The sequence below is a fragment of the uncultured Pseudoteredinibacter sp. genome (assembly GCF_947502065.1).
In the GTDB taxonomy this organism is placed as follows: Bacteria; Pseudomonadota; Gammaproteobacteria; order Pseudomonadales; family Cellvibrionaceae; genus Pseudoteredinibacter.
The window spans coordinates 19,003-41,985 of record NZ_CANMYE010000007.1 but is presented as its reverse complement, the minus strand read 5'-3'; the positions used below and the strand labels follow the sequence as shown (position 1 = coordinate 41,985).

At 45.6% G+C, this 22,983-nt stretch carries 20 protein-coding genes; 5 read left to right on the top strand and 15 right to left on the bottom strand.

Translation table 11 applies throughout. The annotated features are described in order from the left end of the window. The first annotated feature begins 74 nt into the window (after positions 1 to 74). The 3 genes from phoB (at position 75) to Q1A41_RS16195 (ending at position 3,433) form a co-directional block, all read left to right on the top strand. Positions 75 to 779 carry a phosphate regulon transcriptional regulator PhoB gene (gene phoB, locus Q1A41_RS16205; RefSeq protein WP_299770492.1) on the top strand — a complete coding sequence of 235 codons (705 nt, stop codon included), beginning with the start codon at positions 75 to 77 and terminating at the stop codon, positions 777 to 779. Between the two features lie 77 nt (positions 780 to 856). Then, positions 857 to 2,176, top strand: a complete 1,320-nt coding sequence (gene phoR / locus Q1A41_RS16200; RefSeq protein WP_299981101.1) for a phosphate regulon sensor histidine kinase PhoR — start codon at positions 857 to 859, stop codon at positions 2,174 to 2,176. A 96-nt stretch (positions 2,177 to 2,272) separates the two neighbouring features. Beyond that, a complete protein-coding gene (locus Q1A41_RS16195) occupies positions 2,273 to 3,433 on the top strand; it encodes a GNAT family N-acetyltransferase (RefSeq protein WP_299981099.1) in 1,161 nt (386 codons plus the stop codon). A 3-nt stretch (positions 3,434 to 3,436) separates the two neighbouring features. On the opposite strand, the gene Q1A41_RS16190 is transcribed toward Q1A41_RS16195, so the two are convergent. The 5 genes from Q1A41_RS16190 to Q1A41_RS16170 all read right to left on the bottom strand — a co-directional run bounded on the left by Q1A41_RS16190 (position 3,437) and on the right by Q1A41_RS16170 (position 7,787). Beyond that, entirely contained in the window at positions 3,437 to 3,904 is a 468-nt protein-coding gene (locus tag Q1A41_RS16190; protein WP_299981097.1) for a hypothetical protein, read from the bottom strand. Positions 3,905 to 4,167: 263 nt separating this feature from the next. Continuing rightward, the gene (locus Q1A41_RS16185) at positions 4,168 to 5,373 is read right to left on the bottom strand and encodes an iron-containing alcohol dehydrogenase (RefSeq protein ID WP_299981095.1); all 1,206 of its coding nucleotides are present in this window, start codon (positions 5,371 to 5,373) and stop codon (positions 4,168 to 4,170) included. 251 nt (positions 5,374 to 5,624) lie between these two features. Further along, entirely contained in the window at positions 5,625 to 6,239 is a 615-nt protein-coding gene (locus Q1A41_RS16180; RefSeq protein ID WP_299981093.1) for a DUF938 domain-containing protein, read from the bottom strand. A 169-nt stretch (positions 6,240 to 6,408) separates the two neighbouring features. After that, the gene (gene yaaA / locus Q1A41_RS16175; protein WP_299981092.1) at positions 6,409 to 7,185 is read right to left on the bottom strand and encodes a peroxide stress protein YaaA; all 777 of its coding nucleotides are present in this window, start codon (positions 7,183 to 7,185) and stop codon (positions 6,409 to 6,411) included. A gap of 119 nt (positions 7,186 to 7,304) precedes the next feature. Next, positions 7,305 to 7,787, bottom strand: a complete 483-nt coding sequence (locus Q1A41_RS16170) for a DUF4265 domain-containing protein (protein ID WP_299981090.1) — start codon at positions 7,785 to 7,787, stop codon at positions 7,305 to 7,307. Between the two features lie 157 nt (positions 7,788 to 7,944). Between Q1A41_RS16170 and Q1A41_RS16165 the strand changes: the two genes are divergently transcribed. Continuing rightward, the gene (locus Q1A41_RS16165; RefSeq protein WP_299981088.1) at positions 7,945 to 9,240 is read left to right on the top strand and encodes a M48 family metalloprotease; all 1,296 of its coding nucleotides are present in this window, start codon (positions 7,945 to 7,947) and stop codon (positions 9,238 to 9,240) included. Positions 9,241 to 9,307: 67 nt separating this feature from the next. Here Q1A41_RS16165 and Q1A41_RS16160 read toward each other — a convergent pair whose 3' ends face one another. The 7 genes from Q1A41_RS16160 to Q1A41_RS16130 all read right to left on the bottom strand — a co-directional run bounded on the left by Q1A41_RS16160 (position 9,308) and on the right by Q1A41_RS16130 (position 18,609). Next, positions 9,308 to 10,423, bottom strand: coding sequence for a DUF2891 domain-containing protein (locus tag Q1A41_RS16160; RefSeq protein ID WP_299981083.1), 1,116 nt, complete (start codon positions 10,421 to 10,423; stop codon positions 9,308 to 9,310). Positions 10,424 to 10,510: 87 nt separating this feature from the next. Next, on the bottom strand, positions 10,511 to 12,682 hold the full coding sequence (locus Q1A41_RS16155; RefSeq protein ID WP_299981081.1) for an EAL domain-containing protein: 2,172 nt from the start codon (positions 12,680 to 12,682) through the stop codon (positions 10,511 to 10,513). A gap of 238 nt (positions 12,683 to 12,920) precedes the next feature. Then, positions 12,921 to 13,637, bottom strand: a complete 717-nt coding sequence (gene phoU / locus Q1A41_RS16150; RefSeq protein WP_299981079.1) for a phosphate signaling complex protein PhoU — start codon at positions 13,635 to 13,637, stop codon at positions 12,921 to 12,923. 36 nt (positions 13,638 to 13,673) lie between these two features. Next, positions 13,674 to 14,420 carry a phosphate ABC transporter ATP-binding protein PstB gene (pstB, locus tag Q1A41_RS16145; RefSeq protein WP_363322447.1) on the bottom strand — a complete coding sequence of 249 codons (747 nt, stop codon included), beginning with the start codon at positions 14,418 to 14,420 and terminating at the stop codon, positions 13,674 to 13,676. A gap of 179 nt (positions 14,421 to 14,599) precedes the next feature. Further along, positions 14,600 to 15,889: a phosphate ABC transporter permease PstA gene (gene pstA, locus Q1A41_RS16140; RefSeq protein WP_299981077.1), complete on the bottom strand. Its 1,290-nt coding sequence runs from the start codon at positions 15,887 to 15,889 to the stop codon at positions 14,600 to 14,602. Positions 15,890 to 15,936: 47 nt separating this feature from the next. Continuing rightward, positions 15,937 to 17,322 (bottom strand): phosphate ABC transporter permease subunit PstC, encoded by a 1,386-nt coding sequence (gene pstC / locus Q1A41_RS16135; RefSeq protein ID WP_299981074.1) that lies wholly within the window; start codon positions 17,320 to 17,322, stop codon positions 15,937 to 15,939. Between the two features lie 213 nt (positions 17,323 to 17,535). Continuing rightward, positions 17,536 to 18,609, bottom strand: a complete 1,074-nt coding sequence (locus Q1A41_RS16130) for a PstS family phosphate ABC transporter substrate-binding protein (RefSeq protein ID WP_299981305.1) — start codon at positions 18,607 to 18,609, stop codon at positions 17,536 to 17,538. A 411-nt stretch (positions 18,610 to 19,020) separates the two neighbouring features. Here Q1A41_RS16130 and Q1A41_RS16125 point away from each other — a divergent pair, with 411 nt between their 5' ends. Continuing rightward, positions 19,021 to 20,229 (top strand): alpha/beta hydrolase, encoded by a 1,209-nt coding sequence (locus Q1A41_RS16125; RefSeq protein WP_299981072.1) that lies wholly within the window; start codon positions 19,021 to 19,023, stop codon positions 20,227 to 20,229. Positions 20,230 to 20,238: 9 nt separating this feature from the next. Here Q1A41_RS16125 and Q1A41_RS16120 read toward each other — a convergent pair whose 3' ends face one another. From Q1A41_RS16120 to Q1A41_RS16110, 3 genes are all read right to left on the bottom strand, one after another. Further along, positions 20,239 to 20,631 carry an acyl-CoA thioesterase gene (locus Q1A41_RS16120; protein WP_299770538.1) on the bottom strand — a complete coding sequence of 131 codons (393 nt, stop codon included), beginning with the start codon at positions 20,629 to 20,631 and terminating at the stop codon, positions 20,239 to 20,241. Positions 20,632 to 20,702: 71 nt separating this feature from the next. After that, positions 20,703 to 22,076, bottom strand: a complete 1,374-nt coding sequence (locus tag Q1A41_RS16115; RefSeq protein ID WP_299981070.1) for a TRAP transporter large permease subunit — start codon at positions 22,074 to 22,076, stop codon at positions 20,703 to 20,705. Then, positions 22,069 to 22,620 carry a TRAP transporter small permease subunit gene (locus tag Q1A41_RS16110; RefSeq protein ID WP_299981068.1) on the bottom strand — a complete coding sequence of 184 codons (552 nt, stop codon included), beginning with the start codon at positions 22,618 to 22,620 and terminating at the stop codon, positions 22,069 to 22,071. The genes Q1A41_RS16115 and Q1A41_RS16110 overlap by 8 nt, the downstream gene beginning before the upstream one ends. Positions 22,621 to 22,983 lie beyond the last annotated feature (363 nt).

The following is a 22,983-nucleotide window of genomic DNA, read 5'->3' as shown; positions in this document are numbered from 1 at the left end:
TTTAATAATGCCTTCTTAACAGACCCTAGGGCATTACCTTTGTGTAAGGCCCCGCCGTTGATAGAGGGGCTACCATGCCTAATAAAACCATCTTGATCGTCGATGACGAGAAAGCCATTCGCGATATGCTCCGTATTGCCCTAGAGATGGCCGACTACCAGTGCCTGGAAGCCGCAGACGCCCAAGAGGCACACAGCTTAATCATCGACGAGAAGCCCGATTTAGTCTTGTTAGATTGGATGATGCCTGGCACCAGTGGTATTGAGCTTGCTCGTCGACTTAAGCGCGACGAGGTAACAGCTCGCACCCCAATCATTATGCTGACAGCTAAGGGCGAAGAGGATAATAAAATCCAAGGGCTCGAAATTGGCGCTGATGACTATATTACTAAGCCTTTTTCACCTCGCGAGCTGGTAGCACGACTAAAAGCGGTGTTGCGTCGCACAGATAATCATCAAGACGCTGAGCCAATTGTAGTTGGCGACCTATGCCTAGACCCAATCAGTCATCGAGTCACTATCGGTGACTCGCCTGTGCAAATGGGTCCAACAGAATATCGCTTATTAGAATTCTTTCTTACTCACCAGGAGCGCGTCTACACCCGTAGCCAGTTGCTAGATCATGTTTGGGGTGGCAATGTCTATGTCGAGGAGCGAACTGTCGACGTGCATATCCGCCGCCTTCGTAAAGCGCTAACACTGGACGATCACGACCGCTTCATCCAAACTGTACGTGGAACCGGTTATCGATTCTCCACCAAGGTGACGGCGGTCAATTAAACCTCCGTCGTCTTACCGTAACATCGGGCCTACTACACTTTGGGCTGCTAATTCCCATCACCAAGGCGGATACTTTATTGCACCAGGGCTTAGGCGCTGAACTCAAGCGCATTGCATTCTTTACTCTGATTTGCCTCTCTTTTGGCTGGCTGAATGGTTATATCAGCTGGACGCTAATTATTGGCGGCGGCCTTTATATGGGTTGGGTGCTTTTGCAAATCCGTCAGCTCTATTTATGGGTAACGTCTCGCCGTCGCGAGCCACCACCTGATACCGTCGGTATATGGGGCGAGATTTTCGATAATATTTACCGCATGCAAAAGCGCCATGAGAAAGAGCGCCGTCGCCTGCAGGGTATGATTCGTCGTGGCCAGCAAACCACGGCCGCTCTGCGTGATGCGGTGGTATTACTGGACGCCAATGGCTGCTTAAACTGGTGGAACCAAGCGGCCGAAACCTTGCTGGGTTTACAGCCCATTGACCAAGGGCACCCGCTGGTCAATTTCATTCGACACCCTGATTTTATCGCTTACTTCGATGCCTGCGAGTATGAAGACCCGCTGGATTTACCCTCACCACGGAATGAATCAAAACAACTGCAATACCAAATCAATCGTTTTGGTAAAGGTGAGCGTTTAGTAGTTGTCCGCGATGTAACTCGCGTGCACCGATTGGAACAGGTCCGTAAGGATTTTGTGGCCAATGTATCCCATGAATTGCGCACACCGCTAACAGTATTGCGCGGTTATATCGAAACCTTAAGTATGGCGCCCGACTTAAACCCAGTGATGGAACGCGCTTTTGGGCAAATGCAGCAACAGAGCGATCGCATGAATCTGTTGATCAATGATTTGCTGACGCTTTCTAATCTAGAAACAGAAGACAATGAGCGCAATCAAAAGCCTGTGGCATTGAAACCACTACTGGATATGATAGCTGCCGACGCTACGGCGCTAAGTGACGGCCAACATCATATTACTGTAAAATGTAAGAATGATATTGCCTTGCTCGCCAATGAAAAGGAAGTGCACAGCGCCTTTTCAAACCTCGCTTTTAATGCCGTTAAATACTCCAGCCCCGACACCGAAATCAATCTCGGTATCAGTGTTGATGAATCTGCCATTACTTTTTCTGTGAAAGATCAAGGCGATGGTATCGACCCCATACATATACCACGCCTAACCGAAAGGTTTTATCGCGTAGACAATGGCAGCCGCAACTCAGATGCAGGCGGAACTGGCCTAGGGCTCGCCATCGTTAAACATATTTTACTACGCCACGATGCGCATTTAAGCATCGCGAGCAAACCGGGTAAGGGCAGTACATTTAGCTGTATATTTCCAAGAGATCGTCTACAAATATTAGACAGCGACAAGCAAGAAGAGTCTTCAGACTAGCTGACATAAGCAATCGGCCTAGCTCAATAGTAATTGGGCTTGCCAAGCACTCCTGAGCCGTTATGATGTGAGGCCAATTAGAAAAAGTGCCGCACAATGCTTGTCGAATTTATTCCCTCTATTGACGCTATCGATCGAGATAGCTGGCAAAATATTTGGGCAAGTGATTACCCCTTTATTCAGTATGAGTTTTTGCAATCGCTGGAGCAAAGCCAGTGTGTAAGCAAAGACAGCGGCTGGATTCCCCATCATTTTTTATTGTGGTCTGCAGATAGCCAAGACGATAAGGGCGAGCTATTAGCCGCCATGCCTCTGTACATCAAAAGCCATTCTTATGGGGAATATGTTTTCGACTGGGCCTGGGCGGATGCCTATCATCGCTATGGTGTTGAATACTATCCCAAACTGCTAAACGCCATCCCTTTTACGCCAGCTACCGGGCCACGCTATGCTTTGGCTGAAGGCCTAGATGAAACTCTTTTTTGTCAAATCATGCTGCAACAGTTACAGCAAGAGTGCCAGAGGCTTGAAGCTTCTAGCTTCCACAGCCTATTCCCAAGCTCTCACCAACTAAATTGCCTAACAACAGAGAATCAACTACTGCAGCGCGATGCCATACAGTTTCATTGGATAAATGAAAACTATAAAAGCTTCGATGATTTCCTTGCCAGCTTTAAATCACGCAAGCGAAAAAGCTTAAAGAGTGAGCGACGAAAAGTGGCTCAACAAGGTGTTGAAATTCAGTGCGTGGAAGGTGCAGATATAAGCGCTGAGCAATGGCAGCAGTTTTACCACTGTTACCATTTAACCTATTTAAAGCGCAGTGGTAGACAGGGTTACTTAAATCACGACTTTTTTAAACGCTTAGCAACAAACTGTACAAACTCCATCATGATGGTGCAAGCTCATTACGATGGCCAGATGGTTGCCGCCGCATTATATTTTAAAGATTCAGGAACCTTGTATGGACGCTACTGGGGTTGCTTAGATGATTTTGATGCATTGCACTTTGAAGCCTGTTACTACCAAGGTATCGAATATGCCATTGAAAACAAACTAAAACGCTTTGATCCAGGAGCCCAAGGTGAACATAAAATTCAACGTGGCTTTAAACCCAGCTATGTTCATTCAGCTCATTGGATTGCATCTGATGAATTTCGCCCGGCAATTGAGGATTTTCTTAAGCAAGAAAGTGAACATATTAAGCTTTACAAAGAAGACGCCGAAAGCTACTTGCCTTTTAAATCAGTAGAGTAAGCTCTAGACTTTTTCTACACGATACAGCAGCAAATCCAATAGTGATCTCTGTTGATCAGAGCTTAGAAATTCAACCTCCTGCTCGATCAGCTTTTCACCGTTTTTACTATATACATTTAGCATCTTTGATCGGTCTTTAAAGGCAGTTTCCTCACGCCTACTGATATCGCACCGGCCGATATCAGACAATTCAACACGCCAGTGAATTGCTCCATCTTGCCTCATGCTTAAGGTCTTTTGATTAACACGAATTGATTTTTTGGGGCTCAGTTTTGGTGCAAAATAGTAAGCCAATCCAGAGAGGAAGACTAAAATAGCTATTAACGACACTGCCTCGACAAAGCCCCCTTCTTGAAAGGTCTCTACAACTTGGGGAAGGGCCCAAACACTGGCCGAACCCAGTAAAAGAATCACCATCATATAGGCTGTAGATTGGCGAGCTCCAATAAACTCTTGGACATCCTTATTCATAGTTTTAATGTTATTCCATTTCAGCATTCAACATCAGCCGAAAATTATTATTTAGAACGGCATCAATGGCAAGTATGAATTATTAAGAGGCGCAGAGTTAACTAGGCGAAGGGGAAAAACTAATACTATGGGCCAAAGAGCAATCAGAAGAACTATGCAAAGTAAGAAGCGGGGAAACAAATTGCGTACCAAGACGGGTGGACACCTTAATTAGGCGCCCACTCTCTGGAAAAATACAAGCAAGAGCTTTCGATGGACGTGAGCTAGGCAGGGCGTAACATCAAACGCCCAATCATCGCCTCACATTCTGCTTGATTCATATATTCTGGTACTGGATAGGTACCGTGAGATTCCTCCAATGCCGCTGTCGCTAATTCAGGAATATCGGAGGCTTGAATTTGCTCAAAGCCTACAGGAATCCCGATGTCTTCATTCATCGCTTTAATATGATCAATGAACTTCTGGCTGAGCGCTGCATCGCCTTCATAGTGCTCACCTAGGCCCGTGTGAATAGCCAGCTCTGCTAAGCGGTGGGAAGCTGCATCTTTGGAGAAGTTAAGCACCTCAGGAAGCACAACGGCATTTGCAAGGCCATGAGGTATACCGTATTTCCCACCGAGCTGGTGAGCAATACCATGGACATAACCCACCATTGCCTTAGTGAAAGCCAAGCCAGCGTAGTAAGAAGCAAGCGCCATAGCTTCACGTGCTTTAACATCGCTTCCTTCGGCAACAGCCTTTGGCAAATTATCGAATATCAATTTGATCGCGCTTTTCGCCAGCGCATCAGTCTCTTCATTGGCCCACTCACCGATATAGGATTCAATAGCGTGGGTTAGGGCGTCCATTCCGGTAGCCGCTGTAACGGCTGGCGGCAAGCCCAACATCAGCGAAGGATCTAAGGCGGCGACTTTCGGAATAACTCGGGTATCGCCGATGAGATCCTTTTTGTGAGTCTCGGGGTCAGAAATAACAGCAGCGATTGTCACTTCCGAGCCAGTACCGGCTGTGGTCGGAACAGCAAATAAAGGCAAACCATCTTGCTTGGCCTTTTTAAAGCCTGCCAATTCGCGTGGAGGAATACTGGTATTCGTAGCCGCCAGAGCAATCACTTTCGCAGCGTCGATTGATGAACCACCACCGACACCGATAACCCCATCGCACTGCTCACCTTTGAGTAGGGTGAGACCTTCTTCGACGACCGTCCACACGGGATCTGGCGTCACACCTTGGTACACAACACTTTCTACACCTGCATCGCTCAAGGCTTTTTGTAATGGGTCTATTAAACCCAGCTCACACAACATAGCATCAGTTACGATAAGAACTTTACGTACGTCAAATTGATCAACGGCTTCACAAAGCTTTAAGGAAGATCCTTCACCAACATAGGTAATAGGCTTGGGTTGGGCAATAAGAGAAACAGCGAGTTTACGAACAGCAAGTTTTAACTTTGCAGCAAAAGGCATGGCAATCTCCGGTAGCTGTCAGCCGCAAGGGCGCGGCAGTTGGCTTATTTTCTATTGTTATTATGGCAATCCATATGGTCTCAGTTTATGACAAGCAGAAAGGAATTCCGAGATGAAGATCAGAAAAATGGCCACATTTGTCTTATTGGCAAGATTGCACCGATATTAGTCCATCTCGACAACACGGCGTCCAAGCATAAATAAGTCCATGATTTAGGGTAGCTCGATCAAATTCACGAACGAAATCATATTTATCGCTTTTGCCAAATCAATAATTGATTGTTAGCCGGCATCTTGTGGTCGTCAAGTAACTCCAACCCCGACTTATTCGCCATCTCGGCTACCGCTTCAAAATCTCGAATACCTCGATGCGCTTCTTGGGCCTTTAACCAGTGATCAAAACGTTCGTTACTTTCGCTGGTGTATTCGCCGCCATATTTAAAGGGACCATAAATTGCGACCCGTGATCCCTCTTGCATTGACTCCATACCAGCCAAGAAACTCTGTACCGTCTCCCAAGGCATAATATGGCAGGTATTCGCACTGTATAAGCCATCAAAGTTACTAACAAGATCTGGGTTGGGCCAGTGCTTTGCGATATCCAACTCGAGGGGGCGGAGTACGTTAACGGCTTGTTCGTCATTAATCCAACGATTGATGCCATTAGCATTTTCAGATAAGTCGCTAGTTTGCCATTGTAAGTGCGTCATACGGGGAGCCATGTAAACAGCATGCTGCCCCGTGCCACTGCCTACTTCAAGTATGCTAGTTTTATCTGCAAATGCATCTTTTAAAATGTTAAAAATAGGCTCTTGATTGTTCTCGCAAGCTTGGGAAAAAGGTTTGTCATTATCAAGTTCAGCCATGGCTAGAGTACCTCTGGGTAATTCTACTAAGCAGTCAAAATTAGTTTAATTGGCCAAGCAGGAAAAGGAAATAAAGCTAAAGTGTTTAATACAATAATTAACACTTACAGAGTAGATAAGGAGGGTAGGTGCAGGGCCATAAGACTCCTGCACCTAAGCAAAGAATGTTTTACTCGGCGTGGTCGCGAGTAAAAACCCATTGTTTGTCAGTCGATAGCTCTTTGTTAAAGCTATAACCTTCACTATCAAACTTCTTAATGTCATTAATATCGGTAATACGATTCTTAATCACATAGGCTGCCATAAGTCCTCGTGCCTTTTTGGCATAAAAACTAATCATTTTATACTGACCGTTTTTAAGATCCTTAAAAGCCGGGGTCATGATAGTAGCATTTAACAGCTTAGGCTTTACTGACTTAAAGTATTCATTGGATGCCAAATTCAACACCACATCACTTTTTACTTTTTTGAGTTGAGCATTCAACGCGTCAGTAATTGTTTCTCCCCAAAATTCATAAAGATTCTTACCACGCTGATTTTGAAATTTTGTTCCCATTTCTAAACGATATGGCTGCATCAAATCCAGTGGACGCAATAAACCATATAGGCCAGACAAGATTCGTAAATGTTTTTGGGCGAACTTAAAGTCATCGGCTTTAAAACTCGGCGCATCTAAACCCGTATACACATCACCATTAAAGGCCAGCACGGCCTGTTTGGCGTTGTCTGTAGTAAAAGGCTTGCCCCACTGCTGATTGCGATCGTAGTTTAAAGTGCCCAATTTATCACTAATACTCATTAGCTTAGAAAGCTGATGGGGTGCTAATTCACGCAGGTCTTCCATTAGAATTTCAGCCTGATCGAGAAAGTCAGCCTCGGTAAACTGTTTGGTCTTAGCCGGCGTTTCATAATCCAAATTTTTAGCCGGTGATACCACCATTAACATAAACAGTCCTCGCTTAATCTATTAAGTAGTCATTATTCAGCTTAAGTGACCACATGAACAATTAAATAAGCCAATGATGCCGATTGCCAAAGCTTAGCTTTACAACGCCACCTTAGTTCTTAGTTTTCATCCAGAATTGGCTGCCACCAATTAAGTGGCGTTTCACCATCTTGTGGATCGTAAACATTTCCATATAGCCATACACTGCTCTGGCCATCGACATATTTACTGATTAAAGCCTCAATGGCTTTAAAACCACAACTCACGTGAATGCTAAATACCAGCATACGCTCGGTTTCTGTATCCAGCTCGCCACCAAGTTTTTCTAATTCAGGAGCCAAAGCTTCCGCTATAGGTGAAATATCACCTCGGCTCAACACGCGAATACAAAGGTTTCCGCTGCGCTCCAACAATTCAAAGTCCTGGCTACCTGGGCGTAGTTTGATCTTATCACCACTGGCAATTCCCTTTACAAAAGCAGGGGATTTTACTAGCTGGCAACTGTCGTCTTCTTCGCTTACCTTAACCGGCATACGCTCAATAACCGCTTGGCCATTTGCATCTAAACCGGCAAAAAGCTCTATTACTTGCAGGGCTTGCATGATCTTCTTTCTCTCAAACTTGTGGAGCTGACTGTAGTGCAGGCTATGATACTCCCTTTAATTAAGTAGGGGTTAAGGCTCTGCCGCTTAATGTCAGCCTATCGGGCTGCTAGAATGAGCGGCATTATACCTGAATCAAGCTCTTGGAGGTGTCACGGTGAATAAAGGATTTACAAAGCTTTTGGGCATACTAGCCCTAGCGACTGCAGTAGTAGGCTGTAGTACCAACCCAGTTACGGGAAAAAGCCAACTCAATTTGATGTCGACCTCCCAAGAGATTTCCTTGGGTCAAAAACAATATGGGCCATCTCAGCAAAGCCAGGGTGGTGCCTATGATGTCGACCCGGAACTTAGCCGCTATGTTAATTCGGTAGGGCAAAAGCTAGCCAAACTTAGCGACCGACCGAGCCTGCCTTATGAATTTGTCGTGCTCAACAACGATGTTCCCAATGCTTGGGCCTTGCCTGGGGGCAAAATTGCCTTCAACCGTGGCTTATTGATTCATTTGCAAGATGAAGCCCAGCTAGCCGCTGTCTTGGGCCACGAAATTGTTCATGCCGCAGCCAGTCACAGCGCCCAACAGATGAGTCAGCGCCAATTAATGGGTGTTGGCGCCCAGTTTGCGGCAGCCGCCGCCAGCCAAAGCCGCTACCGAGGTTTAATACAGCAAGGTATTGGACTGGGCTCACAGGCTTTTCAAGCAAGTTATGGCCGCGGCCAGGAACTCGAAGCCGACGCCTATGGCATGGAGTATATGGTTGCCGCGGGCTATGACCCCCAAGGGGCCGTCGAGTTACAAGAAACCTTTGTCAAACTCTCAAAAGGCCGCCAGAGCAATTGGTTGAATAATTTGTTCGCCAGCCACCCGCCCTCGGAAGAGCGTGTAGCAGCAAATCGCGAGCGAGCACAGCAAATGCCACCAGGAACTCGCAATAAAGCCGCTTTCGATAGAGCTATGCGACAACTACGTAAGGACGCTCCCGCCTACAAACTGCATCAAGACGCTTTGGCTGCAGCCAATCAAAAACAGCTTGATAAAGCCCTGAGCCTAACCGAGCAAGCAATTCGCAAGCAACCGAAGGAAGCTTTATTTTGGGATACTAAAGGCAAGTTGTTACTCAATCAAAAACGCAGTAAGTCAGCGCTAAACGCCTTTAGTCGAGCGATCGATATAAATCCAAACTATTTCGGCCCCTATGTTGGCCGAGGAATTGTAAATAAAAACTTAGGCAATGAAGCTCAAGCCAAAATAGATCTCGAAACCAGCCTCAGTATGCTGCCAACACAATATGCGACTTTTCATTTGGGTGAACTGGAGCTCAAGCAGGGCAACAGCCGCAAGGCCTATGAATACTATCAATTCGCGGCCGCATCAGGTGGGGAACTAGGCCAGCGAGCGCAGCAGAGAATGCAGCAGATACATCCTCAGTCAAATCAATCACAGGCAAGATAGAATTACGAAATAACTGAGGAAGCGGAGTATCCCAACTGCGATACTCCGCCAGATATAAGCGCTTTGCTTAATTGGATGCTATACCACGCTGGCTGATCAAGTAGGTCGCAAAACTGCCCAACCAATGACTGCCCATATAGTGTAAATCCCCCATTACAACCGGAAGACTCGCCGCCCTATGAGACTCTGCAGCTGCAACTACAGCAGCGCGTCTCACATCGGACTTTGGCAGCGCACTAGCAATACCTTCTAACATCCAAGCTCGACTTAAGTTAAGGCCATCGAGGTGCGCCAATTTACCATCACTGCGATCAGTAACTCGGGCGACCGGCATCCAATCCGCTTTACCATTTTTAGGTAACGAGGGAAAAAACTCAGCCAGCCACTTAGCATACTCCTTTTGACTCATAACCCTGCGCATAAGATCTGCCTCGGCTAAACAAGGCGAAAGGAAATCTTGCCCCGAGGGCTCATAAGCTAAGGGGCAGTCTTTATCCTTTAGGTAATAGTCTTTAATTCTAGAGCTCAGTAAAGTTTCGAATTCTTTGTCTTTCGCTTCACGCGCCCAATCCAACATTAATCCAAAGGCAAAAGCTGTTTGGCTATGTTCGCCAACACGAATAGGGTAGGCCAACTTTGGCAACCACGCAGAAATATTTTCAACGATCTTATCCTCTAAAGGCAACAAGCGCTGCAGCCACTCTTTCGCCTGAGGATCATCCCACTGACGAAGCTCTGTGGTTAATTGTAAAAACCATGCCAAGCCATATGGACGTTCGAAACTGCTGCCGGAATTAGGGCGATTAAAATAGGCGAGTTCACCCACTAGATTGCTAGGCTTAAAACTCTGCTCTAGCTGCTTGCGTATAGCTTTGGAATCTAGCTGATCACCAGCTTTGTGCAGCATACGCACCAGCAGCCAATGGCCATGAACAGAAGAATGCCAATCTAAGCAACCAAAAAAAGCTGGGTATAATTCTTTGGGGCTGCGCACATCTTGTGGGCCAAGAAAATAGTGTTTAACCACATTGGGGAATTCTTTGTGAATGCAACTGGAGGCAAGGTCAGCCATAGCCTCTGCCTGCTTATCGGTAAAAAGCGAATCCGCCTGGACCGCGAAGCTGGCCATAGAAGTAAGAGCCAAAGCCAAAGATTGCTTTTTACACCAAGATATAACTGCCATTTTCATCGCCTCATATGCATACAGCTAAAATTACGTGACTGCACAGCAGCCCTTAACACTAAGTAAACGAACGATGAAGGATAGAACTCAACGATTTGAGTCAACGGTCAAATTAAGGAGTTCATTACCCAAAAAACCACTGAGCTGCTCAAAGCTTAATGGTTTGCTAAACATATAGCCTTGATATTGCATACAGCCTAAACGCTTGAGCGCTTCATATTGCTGCTGACATTCGACGCCCTCGGCAACAACATGCTTGTTAAGCGCTTTGGCCATTGCCATGATGGCATCGACGATAGCCGATTGTTGGTCATTCTTGCCCAGTTCATCGATAAAGCTTTTATCAATTTTTATCGTATCAATCGGGAATTTATTGAGATAACCCAAGGAGCAATAGCCAGTGCCAAAATCATCAATTGATATTGAAAAACCTGCATCGGCCAGCTGATAAAGCACCTCGAAATGACCGTCACTATCTTTGGCTAAAATGTTTTCAGTGACTTCTATATTAAACTGCTCTACACGTAAACCATAAGACTCGATAATATTTCGCCAGCGTTGTACAGGGTTTCCACGTTTGGCCAACTCGATAGGAGATCGGTTGGTACATAACATAAAGTTCTCTATACCCATCTGGCATAACTGAAAACCAGAAAAACAGGCTTTTTCCAATATGACATCATCCAAATCAGAGATAAGGTTAAACTCCTCAGCGATCGCGATGAACACATCAGGAGGGATTTGTTCCCCTTCATGCTGCCAGCGAGCTAAAACTTCCAGTTTAATTTGTTGAGGGTCGCTTTCATTTTTTATCCACTGAAAGCACACATCAATATCTCGATTTATAATAGCTTCTTGTAAGGCGTTCTTAATAGCAAGCTTCTCTTCCACTGCCCTGTGCATATCTGAAGTAAAGAACTGATACTGATCACGACCTAGGTTTTTAGCGCTATACATAGCCTGATCAGCGTGTGCGATCAGTTGTTCACGGTCCAAACCATCATCTGGATACAATGCCACCCCAAGGCTACTTGTTACGAAGACACGATTGGATTGTAGGGTAAAAGGCTCATGCATTGTTTTAACTATTTGATCAAGTACAACAATCGCATCAGAAACTTTTTCTATTGGATCGACGATAAAGGTAAACTCATCACCGCCAAATCTTGCAATAGTATCGCTAGCTCGTAAAGCCCGCTTTAGGCGAAAAGAAACTTCCGCCAACAACACATCACCCCAAGAATGTCCAAGGCTATCATTGATAGACTTAAACATATCGATATCCATAAATACGACAGCGAACTTTTTGTTTTTTCGTTTGGATATACGAATAGCTTGATCTAATCTATCGTTAAACAATTGACGATTAGGCAAGCCGGTTAAGCTGTCATAATTCGCCTGTATATGAATAGTTTTTTCAGCATGCTTTTTGCTGGTGATATCACTGAGAACCGCAATATAGTTCTCGATATAACCACGGCTATCTTTACTGGTCGTAATTTGCACTTGCACCGTGTAATAGACACCATCCTTTCTACGGCCGTTAATTTCACCTACCCAACTGCCAACAGTCTCCATTGATTCGGTAATGGTATAAAGCAGCTGCTGGTTGCGCCCCAAAAATTCGGTGGAATGAATATCTTTATTAATTAATTCATCATGATCGTAACCACTGATTCGCTCATAGGCACGATTCACCAGCCGAATTTTCATTTCAGGATCAAAGATAACAATCGCTTCATCTAAGCTACTAAAGACCTGGTTCGCCACACTCAGCTGACGCATATTTTCAACAACCACAAGCTCTCTTGAGACTAAGCCTGAAAAGAGGTTAAACATAAGCTCGGATTGCTTTAAATCAGGAATGCTGCCAGAAAATATAGCGACTAAGATGCCGATAACTTCATTCTCGGCATTTTTTAAAGGTGTGCCTAAATAACTGTTGATGCCCATGTCCACGAGCATTTCATCTTCAGGAAAATGCTGTTGCACATCGCCGTTATAGGTACAAACTAAGTTCCCAGAATTTGCCACTTGACAGCAAGGCGTATGCTCCAAATCATACTCAAAGTTATCCACATCACTATTTGGGCTATAGACACTTAGTGTTTCGGACCTGTTTTCTTCATTATCAATACGCGCAATAAAAACCATATCCGCACTTAAAGCGTGTGCGAGCGCCTTTACAATTGAAGGAAAAAATTCCTGATCACCAGGAGATACGGATTGCAGTATATCTTTAACCGTATGCTGTGACATGGGACAACCCTATAACTCTGGCAATCGCTGTAAGTGGGTACTTTGGCTAAGTCTGGCTGAATATTACAGCCGGTAAGCTACTTATGGTGTTAAGCGCAAGTAGATTGTCAGAAAGTATAGGCTATGTCGCCCAAATCACCCATATTTTTTAATGATATTGGTCAATAAGGACAAAGAACCCCGCTACTTCATGCGCCAGAATCCGATGAAGTGCAGCGGGGCTTAGCTTTGGGAGGGCTTACGCGTCTTTTACTTGGCGCTCCATCTCCTTAACTGAGGTGTGGCGAACATCTAGGCCTTTTACCAGATACACAATATGCTCGGCGATATTTCGAGCGTGATCACCGATACGCTCTAGAGAACGCAAAGCCCAAATGATATTCATTACGCGACCAATAGAGCGGGGATCTTCCATCATATAAGTTACTAATTCGCGCATAGCAGACTTATATTCACGGTCTACCGCTTTATCATCACGAGCAACTTTTACTGCCGCATCAACATCAAAACGCGCAAATGCGTCTAAAGTTGAATTCACCATCTTTTCAACAATGTCACCGATATGGCGAAGCTCTACATAGCCGTGTGGGGCCTGACCTTCTTCATTCAATGCAATTGCCATCTTAGCGATTTTCTGGGCTTCATCACCCATGCGCTCAAGGTCACGGGTCGCTTTTGAAACAGCCAATACCATACGCAAATCGGAAGCTGCCGGCTGGCGTCGAGCTAAAACGGTTGTGCAGTTTTCGTCTAGACGCACTTCACGCATATCAACATCATCTTCGATGACCATGACTTTTTCAGCAAGCTCACTATCAGCTTGCTCAATAGCTGCAACCGCATCGATGATTTGTTGTTGTACAACACCGCCCATTTCAAGCAGCTGGGTTTTCAATTCTTCTAAGTCGGCATTAAATTGACCAGAAATATGCTGGTCTAAGTTTAGATTGTCCATTATTTAAGCTCCTCTATATCTTAGCTCAGCCAGCAATTAACCAAATCGACCAGTAATATAAGCTTCGGTCAGTTCATGTTCTGGGTTAGTGAACACCTTTTCAGTGTCATTCACTTCGATTAACTTACCTAAGTGGAAGTAAGCGGTGCGATTAGACACTCGTGCGGCCTGCTGCATAGAGTGGGTTACGATAGCGATAGTGAAATTTTCACTAAGCTCGGCAATCAACTCTTCAATTTTAGCCGTTGCAATTGGATCAAGTGCCGAACAAGGCTCATCCATCAAAATCACTTCAGGGCTTACGGCAATAGTACGGGCAATACATAGTCGTTGCTGCTGACCACCAGAAAGGCCTGTGCCAGGAGCATGCAAGCGATCTTTCACTTCATCCCATAAACTGGCTTTGCGTAAGCTTGTTTCTACAATCTCATCCAACTCGGCCTTACGGTTAGTTAAGCCGTGAATGCGTGGGCCGTAAGCAACATTATCGTAAATCGATTTAGGGAATGGGTTTGGTTTCTGGAACACCATACCTACGCGAGCCCGCAGTGGCACCACATCCAGCTTTGGATCATAGATATCTTGACCTTCAAGCGTTAAAGAACCCTCAACTTTACAGATATCAATAGTGTCGTTCATGCGGTTCATGCAACGTAAAAAAGTAGACTTACCGCAGCCCGACGGGCCAATCATCGCGACTACCTCGTTTTTACCAATATCCAAACCAACATTAAAAATGGCTTGCTTCTCGGCATAATATACGTTGACATTACGCATAGACATTTTAGCGTTTTCAACGAAAGGGGTACCTACCGTTCCCTGGATATCATCTACGCTAGGCTGTGCTATAACTTCTTCTTTCATAGTCTTTAACTTGTTTTCTTCCGCTTGCGCGGCGTTGTCTACACTTGCAGTGGCTTCCATAATATCACCTGTATTCATTCTTTGCTGTAAGGCCGGGATTACCAGCGGCGCTCCAGACGTTTACGCAACCAGACTGCTAGGGCATTCATAATGATTAGGAAGCCAAGCAGCACCATAATAGCAGCCGAGGTTCGCTCAACAAATGCGCGCTCCGGGCTGTCAGACCACAAGAAAATTTGTACCGGCAAAACGGTTGCCGGATCGGCTACCCCACCAGGGATATCCACAATAAATGCCACCATACCAATCATCAGTAGCGGTGCTGTTTCACCAAGCGCTTGGGCCAGACCAATAATGGCGCCAGTCAACATACCCGGCATCGCCAATGGCAATACATGGTGTAGGATCATTTGCATTTTAGAAGCGCCAATACCCAATGCCGCTTCACGGATTGAAGGGGGTACAGCTTTGATCGCAGCGCGACTTGAGATAATGATGGTTGGTAAAGTCATCAAAGTAAGTACCATACCACCTACCAAGGGTAGAGAGCGCTGCATGCCAAACATGCCAATAAAGATCGCCACACCCAGCAAACCAAAGATGATTGAAGGAACGGCCGCGAGATTGTTGATGTTAACTTCAATTAAATCCGTCCACTTGTTTTTAGGGGCGTACTCTTCCAAGTAAACCGCAGCGGCAACACCAATAGGGAAGGACAAAATTAGCGTTACAAACATGGTGAACAAAGAACCCATAATGGCGCCTCGTATACCAGCTTGCTCTGGCTCACGGGAATCACCATTGGTAAAAAAGACGGTGTTAAAGCGAGTTTCAACCTCATCATTGTCCATCAAGCTTTTCACCCAGCCTTGAGCCTGCTCATCAACACGGCCAGTGAAAACCTTGCCATCTTTTGCGGCTGATTTGATGTAGGTATCGATATCATCGTCGGCGATCAGCCAAACGGTTTGCTTTGTGTTTAAAATTGAAGGATCAGCTTCCAACATTTTGCGTAAATCAAAACCACTACCATTACTCACCAATCTATACAGTTTGCGCTTATCGCGACGGCCACTGACGTCAGGGAAACGTTCTCGCAGTGCTTTTTTAACCACGCCAATATAGTTTGCACCAGCTATTTGGTTCGGGTCGTTTGGATCGCTGATATCTAGCGTATCAGCGTCCAGGTTTACTTCTAGCTGGATATAGCTCTGTACAAATGCGGTATAACCTTTACCGATAATGTCAGTAAATAAAAATACCAAACAAATTAAACCAAAACCGATTGAGGCAATACCATAGGCCTTAAAACGTTTTTCAGCACGATAACGCTTGGCTAGATTCTTGTTCACCAAATCGATGGTGTTCATTTTTTCTGTTGAGTTCATTGTGTTATTCACTCTTTAGCAAGTCAGTAGGACATTCGAGCCGACGCTTAGTCGTACTGCTCGCGATATTTTTTCACAACGTGAAGGGCGAGGAAGTTCAAGCCCAAAGTCACAATAAACAGCATTAAACCTAGGGCGAAAGCTGCCAATGTTTTTGGACTATCAAACTCTTGGTCACCTACCAACAATGTAACGATCTGAACGGTTACAGTAGTAACAGGCTCTAGCGGATTAGCCGTTAGATTTGCTGCCAAACTAGCCGCCATCACCACGATCATGGTTTCACCAATTGCACGCGAAACCGCCAGCAAAATACCACCGACAATACCAGGCAAGGCTGCCGGGATAACCACCTGACGAATTGTTTCTGATTGAGTAGAGCCAAGGCCAAGAGAACCGTCACGCAAAGATTGTGGTACCGCATTGATCACATCGTCTGATAGTGACGACACAAAAGGAATAATCATAATGCCCATGACTAAACCTGCAGCTAGGGCACTTTCTGAAGAAACGCTCAAACCAATAATGCCACCAGTATCACGTATCATAGGCGCTACGGTTAACGCTGCGAAGAAACCATAAACAACTGTTGGGATACCAGCCAAAATTTCTAACGCCGGTTTAACCAATGAACGAACCCTGGTGCTAGCGTATTCCGAAAGATAAATAGCGGCCATCAAACCTGCGGGTACAGCAACGATCATCGCAATTAAAGAAATTAGCATGGTGCCGACAAATAGCGGAATAGCACCAAAGGCACCAGAGCCACCCACTTGATCAGCACGAATCGCCATCTGCGGGCTCCACTCAGAACCGAACACAAAATCTGTAATAGGAATCATGCTGAAGAAGCGAATCGATTCAAACAAAACTGAAAGTACAATACCTACAGTTGTTAAAATAGCTAAGCAGGAACAAGATAGAAGAATAATTTTAAAAGCGTTTTCTACTTGATTGCGCGCCTTAAGCTGAGGTTGAATTCGAGTCCAACCCCACAAGCCCGTCATAACTGCAACCAGTAGTGCGACACCCGTTAAAGCGTAACCACTGGTTTTTTGTAAACGCTCTAAAGTTACAATCGCGTTTTGAATATAAGGCTCTGCATTCGCTCCCATGCCTGAAGCGGCCATATTCTCGATAGTATTGATACGCAGACTTAGCTCAGTAGGATCTAAGTTACGAATTTCTTGTGGTAGAGATTGGATAAGTAACTGATGGATAATTAAATCATCAAAAATAATCCAAGCACCCAAGACCGCCAAACTTGGGATACCACACCACAATAGTGTTAGCATGCCATAGTATGAAGGCAGGGAGTTTAAGGCACGCACACCGCCAGCGTTAGAAGCTTGGGCAAGCGAGCGACCGCGCCCTAGCATAAATGCGCCAGCCATTAGCAGTGCTAAAAAGGCAAATAATGTTGAGGTGTCCATATCACCGAGTCTCTGCAATCGTTGGTTCGGGTACTTTCAGATTTAGACTTTTGGGCTACAGCGCATCTATGCACAGCAAAAGCCTAAATCGAAAAGCACCCATTTCTTTTTTATTCATCTCAAAGTTATTCACTATATAACTTCAAGATTTAGGGTAGAAACGAATAGCCCAGCACTAGGCTGGGCTATCGATTCGCTGCTTTCCGAACCGAATTACATGCTTAGGTTCTTCAAGTTTTTAACATCAGCAGCAACCTGAGAGCGCTTAGAATCGCCTAGCGGGATCATGCCTTTCTCAGTTAGGTAACCTTCTTCACCGAAAGCTTTTTCGCTGGTGAATTCAGCCAAGTACTCTTTCATACCTGGGATCACGCCGATGTGAGCTTTTTTAACGTAGAAGTAAAGCGGACGAGATACTGGGTATGAACCGTCAGCAATAGATTCGAAAGTAGGCTGCTTACCGTCAACCAAAGAACCTTGGATCATGTCAGAGTTCTGGTCTAGGAAAGAGAAACCGAAGATACCCAAAGCGTTTTTGTTAGCGTTTAGCTTTTGAACGATTAGGTTATCGTTTTCACCAGCTTCAATGTAAGGACCGTCTTCACGAACACTGTGACAGATAGCCTTGTACTTCTTCTTCATGGCTTTAGCTTCAGCTTTCTGGCCAGCTTTCTTCAACTTTTTAGACTGAGACTTGATGTCTTTGATCCAACCAAACTTCTTACAACCACCTTCCATTGCCAATTCGGCGAAAGCGTCACGAGTACCAGAAGTTGGTGGAGGACCTAGAACTTCAATAGCGCGAGCTGGAAGAGCTGGGTTTACGTCTTTCCAAGTTTTGTATGGGTTGTCGATCAAAGTTTCAGAACCGTCTGGGTTTGGAACTTGCTTAGCCAAAGCCAAGAATAGATCGCGACGAGTTAGCTTCATGGTATCAGCGGCTTTGGCGTTACCAATTACGATGCCGTCATAACCGATTAGAACTTCAACGATATCTTTAACGCCGTTAGAAGCACATAGATCAACTTCAGAAGACTTAATGCGACGAGAAGCGTTAGTTACGTCTGGGTGCTGGGTACCAACGCCCTGACAGAACAACTTCAAACCACCGCCAGAACCAGTAGATTCGATTTTAGGAGTTTTGAACTGGGTAGACTTACCAAAACGCTCAGCAACAACAGTTGCGAACGGGTATACAGTTGAAGAACCTACTACAGTGATGTAATCACGGGCAGCAGAAGCTACTTGAGTACCAGCCAGTGCTGCAGCAGCCAGTGTTGCGGTCATGAGAGTCTTTTTCACGTTATCCTCCTGAGGATCGTGTTTTTCTAGTCGAAGCGCTGTTTGCTGTATGCGCGCTATGTTAATGAACTGGCTACTGAGCCGAATGTTCAATCAAGGGCGATACTAGATTTAACGGGTGACAATTCTATGAATGAAATATGACAGAAGTGTTACAGCGCTGTCGTTTAAATAAACAGGCACATAACTTGTATATTGTTGCTTTTTGAGACCCTATATATAGTTGCTGAGGCCATATTGCAGTAGTATTGCATTAGTTACCCATAATGTAGGACGAATGACCATTCGCTAAGGAGAGCTAGCTTGTTGCCTGTCAAAAGGATCATATCCACCAGCCTTTGTCTAATTTTCAGCCAATTCGCGTTGGCACTAAGCCCAGTACCACCTGCCGTGGTAGTGCAAACAGACATAGAGTATGGCCGAGCTGAAACTGAAAATGGATCTAAACAGTTGCTTTTGGATCTATATACCCCTGGTGTTGACGACCCCAGCTTGCCAATTGAAAAACGCCCCGCAGTCATTTTGATACATGGGGGGGCATTTCAGACTGGCAGCAAGGAAGATCCCACCTTAGTCAACATAGCCCGGGATTTGGTGTTAAAAGGATATGTAGCAGCCGTTATCAATTATCGTCTGCAGGGGGACAAACCTATCCCCTCAGATCGCGTCTCTCACCTTCCCACCCAAAGCGGAGTTGCCATTCCCTTAGAACAACAGATTGCGGCACAAGCGGCACTAGACGACAGCATCACGGCTTTTGAGTGGCTAATTAGCCAAGAAGACTATTATAGAATTTCTGATATTGGAATCATCGGAAGTTCCGCGGGCGCGATTACGGCCATCAATCTCGCTTACATCAGCGACGACTTTAGTATCAACCTACCAGATAGAAATCGAATCAGCTTTGTAGTCGATTACTGGGGAGGCGCCCTGTTGCCATTGGACAACTCAACGCAAGCTGTCCAAAGCGTAGATAAAGGCGAGGCTCCATTATTTATAGTGCACGGTAGCAACGACATTATTGTTTCCTTCAATTACTCGGTACTACTAGATCAGCGAGCGGAGGAAGTGGGGCTTGATTATCAATATCATGTTATCGATGGTGGAGGACACGGTTTTGCTGCCATCGATCCTTTTACAGTAACGCTTGGAGATGGTTCAACAATCGCCGAAACGATGTACGACTGGATCGATAACGTTTCCCAACACAGCTTTTCTCCAAAAAGCATGGGCAGCTGGTATGAGCCCGCCAGCAGCGGGCAAGGGATGCTGATAGATCTAGATGATGTGAGCAAACAAATATTTGCCGCTTGGTTTACCTATAACGACCAAGCTGGCAGCGATAATGGCCAAATTCCGGGAGCGGAACAACGCTGGTTTACCGCCCAAGGAAAATACTCGGGTCGCAAAGCGGTATTAGACTTATATCAGTCTCGCAACGGCCGCTTTGATACCACTAATACTGTAGACACCAATAAGGTCGGTACATTAGAGCTCAATCTAGAAAGCTGTAAGAAAGGCATCGCTCAATACGATATGCCAAGCTTAGGCTTAAGCGGAGAGATTGAGCTACAGCGCTTGCTAACGAATAGCGGTTGCCGATAACTGCATGAATCAGAGTCGAATGGGTCGGGTACGGCCCTTATCGTCTATGGCTACGTAAACAAATTCACCCTCGGTAACTTTGCTGCACTCACCACTCTCAACATCAGTCAACCAAACATCTACCAAGGTGCGAATCGAAGAGCGTCCAACTTCTAAAGCTTCCGAGTAGCAACTCACCGTGGCACCAACTGGCACAGGGCGTAAGAAGGCCATGCTGCCCACAGCTACCGTAGTGCAACGTCCTTTAGCAATTTGTTGAGCCAAAATCGCCCCAGCTAAATCCATTTGCGACATTAGCCAACCGGCAAAAACATCGCCATTTGGGTTGGTCGCCGCCGGCATCGTTAGAGTCTGTAGGGTTAATTTGCCCGTCGGGGTTGGTTCTTCGTCCAAGGAACTCATCGCTATGTAAACCTTATCTAATTCTTTTAAATATTATCAAATGTGCTTGCTCGTTCGCGCTCTGGCATTAATCAATCTTTGGCGTTTAAGGCCTCAGGCAAATAAGTCGCCAGCTCTGGCCACAGGGCCAGGGCGCAAAGCAGCGCCAATTGCAGCATAATAAATGGAATAACGCCACGATAAATTTCGGCCGTACGTACTTCCTCTGGCGCCACCCCTCGCAAATAAAACAAGGCAAAGCCAAAGGGCGGTGTTAAGAACGATGTTTGCAGATTGATCGCAATCATTACCCCCAGCCATACAGGGTCTACCCCCATGGCCAATAAAACGGGGCCGATAATAGGCACCACGACAAAGGTGATTTCGATAAAATCGAGAATAAAGCCCAGCAAGAAGATCAACACCATCACGATCAATACAGCTAGTGCGACATTACCGCCCAACTCAGAGAACCACTGTTCAATAAGTTCCTCGCCACCAAAGCCCCTAAACACCAAAGAGAAAATCGAAGCACCGATCAAAATGGTGAATACCATGGCAGTAACCAATGTGGTCGAGTGGCACACCTCCGCCAAGCGGCTCCAATTTAGCTGCCCTTTAAAATAAGCTAAACATGTGGCACCTAAAGCACCTACCGCTGCAGCTTCTGTAGGTGTGGCAATGCCTGAAATAATTGATCCCAGTACTAGAACAATCAATAACACCGGTGGCGCCAAACTTAAAAGAACCTCGCGACGATCTACCGCCTCGGTCTCTTCAGGTGCAGGCGCTATTTCCGGGTTTAGCTTAGCGCTGATATAAACATACAAAAGATACATCACTACTAAGATGAGCCCTGGTATCAAAGCACCGACAAACAAATCCCCCACCGAAACCGGCTTAGGGTTAAATACTCCAGCGCTCAGCTGAGCTTTCTGATAAGCCGTTGAAAGCGTATCGCCTAATAAAACCAAGGCGATAGATGGCGGTATAATTTGGCCAAGAGTTCCTGTCGCACAAATTGTACCGGTAGCAAAACTCGGGCTATAACCGCGCTTAAGCATGGTGGGTAAACTCATTAAACCCATGGTTACCACAGTGGCGCCCACAATGCCGGTACTTGCCGCCAACAGCATTCCCACAATCACCACAGCAATGCCCAAGCCCCCGGGCAAACTACCACTGAGCTTGGCCATATTTTCCAATAGTTCTTCAGCGAGGCGAGACTTTTCTAGCATCACCCCCATCAAAACAAATAATGGCACCGCGATAAGAGTGATATTACTCATGGTGCCAAACAATCGATCCGGCATAGTGAATAGAAGATTGGCATCAAAGTGGCCACTAAGAATTCCAGCCGAGGCAAATATCAGTGCCACACCAGCAAGCGTAAACGCGACTGGATAACCCGCCATCAAGGCTAGGCAAACCGCAGCAAACATAAATAGCGGGATTAACTCAAGCATTGTCCACTTCTCCTTCTTGTTCGGAGTGCGGATTCATTAAAGTAGCCAGGGCGTGGCAACATTCGGCCACCGCCTGCATTGCCAGTATTGCTGCCGCCAAAGGTAATAGAGTTTTTAGAAGATAAACGAAAGGTAAACCGCTGGGGTCTCTTGAGGATTCTTTTACCGCCCAGGATTGCGCCACATAATCTAAGCTGGTGAAAAAAATTAAACCGCACATTGGCAATAAAAAGACAACACTGCCAATAGCGTCAACCCAAGCTTTTTGGCGACGATTAAAGTTGCGATAAAAAACATCCACTCTAACCTGACCTGAATGATTTAATGCATAGGCGGCCCCCAAAAGAAAAACCGTCGCATGCATATAAGTGACGCTATCTTGCAATGCTGTAGCGCCAACCTCAAAGACATATCGCAGTACCACGACAATACAGCTGATCACTACCATGACGATAGTCAACCAAGAAACGCTGCGACCGATAAAATCAGAAACACTATCCAACAGATCTGCCAGATAGGCACAAACCCGAATGGCCAAGGGCATAAGCTACCTATGATTTTTTATTGCTATTGTTGTTTATGAGCATTCGAGCCTACAGCTCGCATTACCATGTTACATAGCATTATAACCAGTAATAGTCTTGAAGATAGAGACAATGGGAGGCATAAGGGACACATGAGCAGGAAAGCAAAGACAAGGGGCTGCAATAGCTTGTGACGAGCTATCACAGCCCAGCTTCCAATGCGTTAAAGCGCCAGTACTTTGAATATTGTGACGATATTCTAAGTCCAATCCCTGGATACTTAAGTACTAACTAACACTGAGTCAGTGCTACGTGCCGGCAAAACACGTATTTAGTATAGATCGTCACAACCACCGGTAGTACTACAGATAACTGTAGTTGAG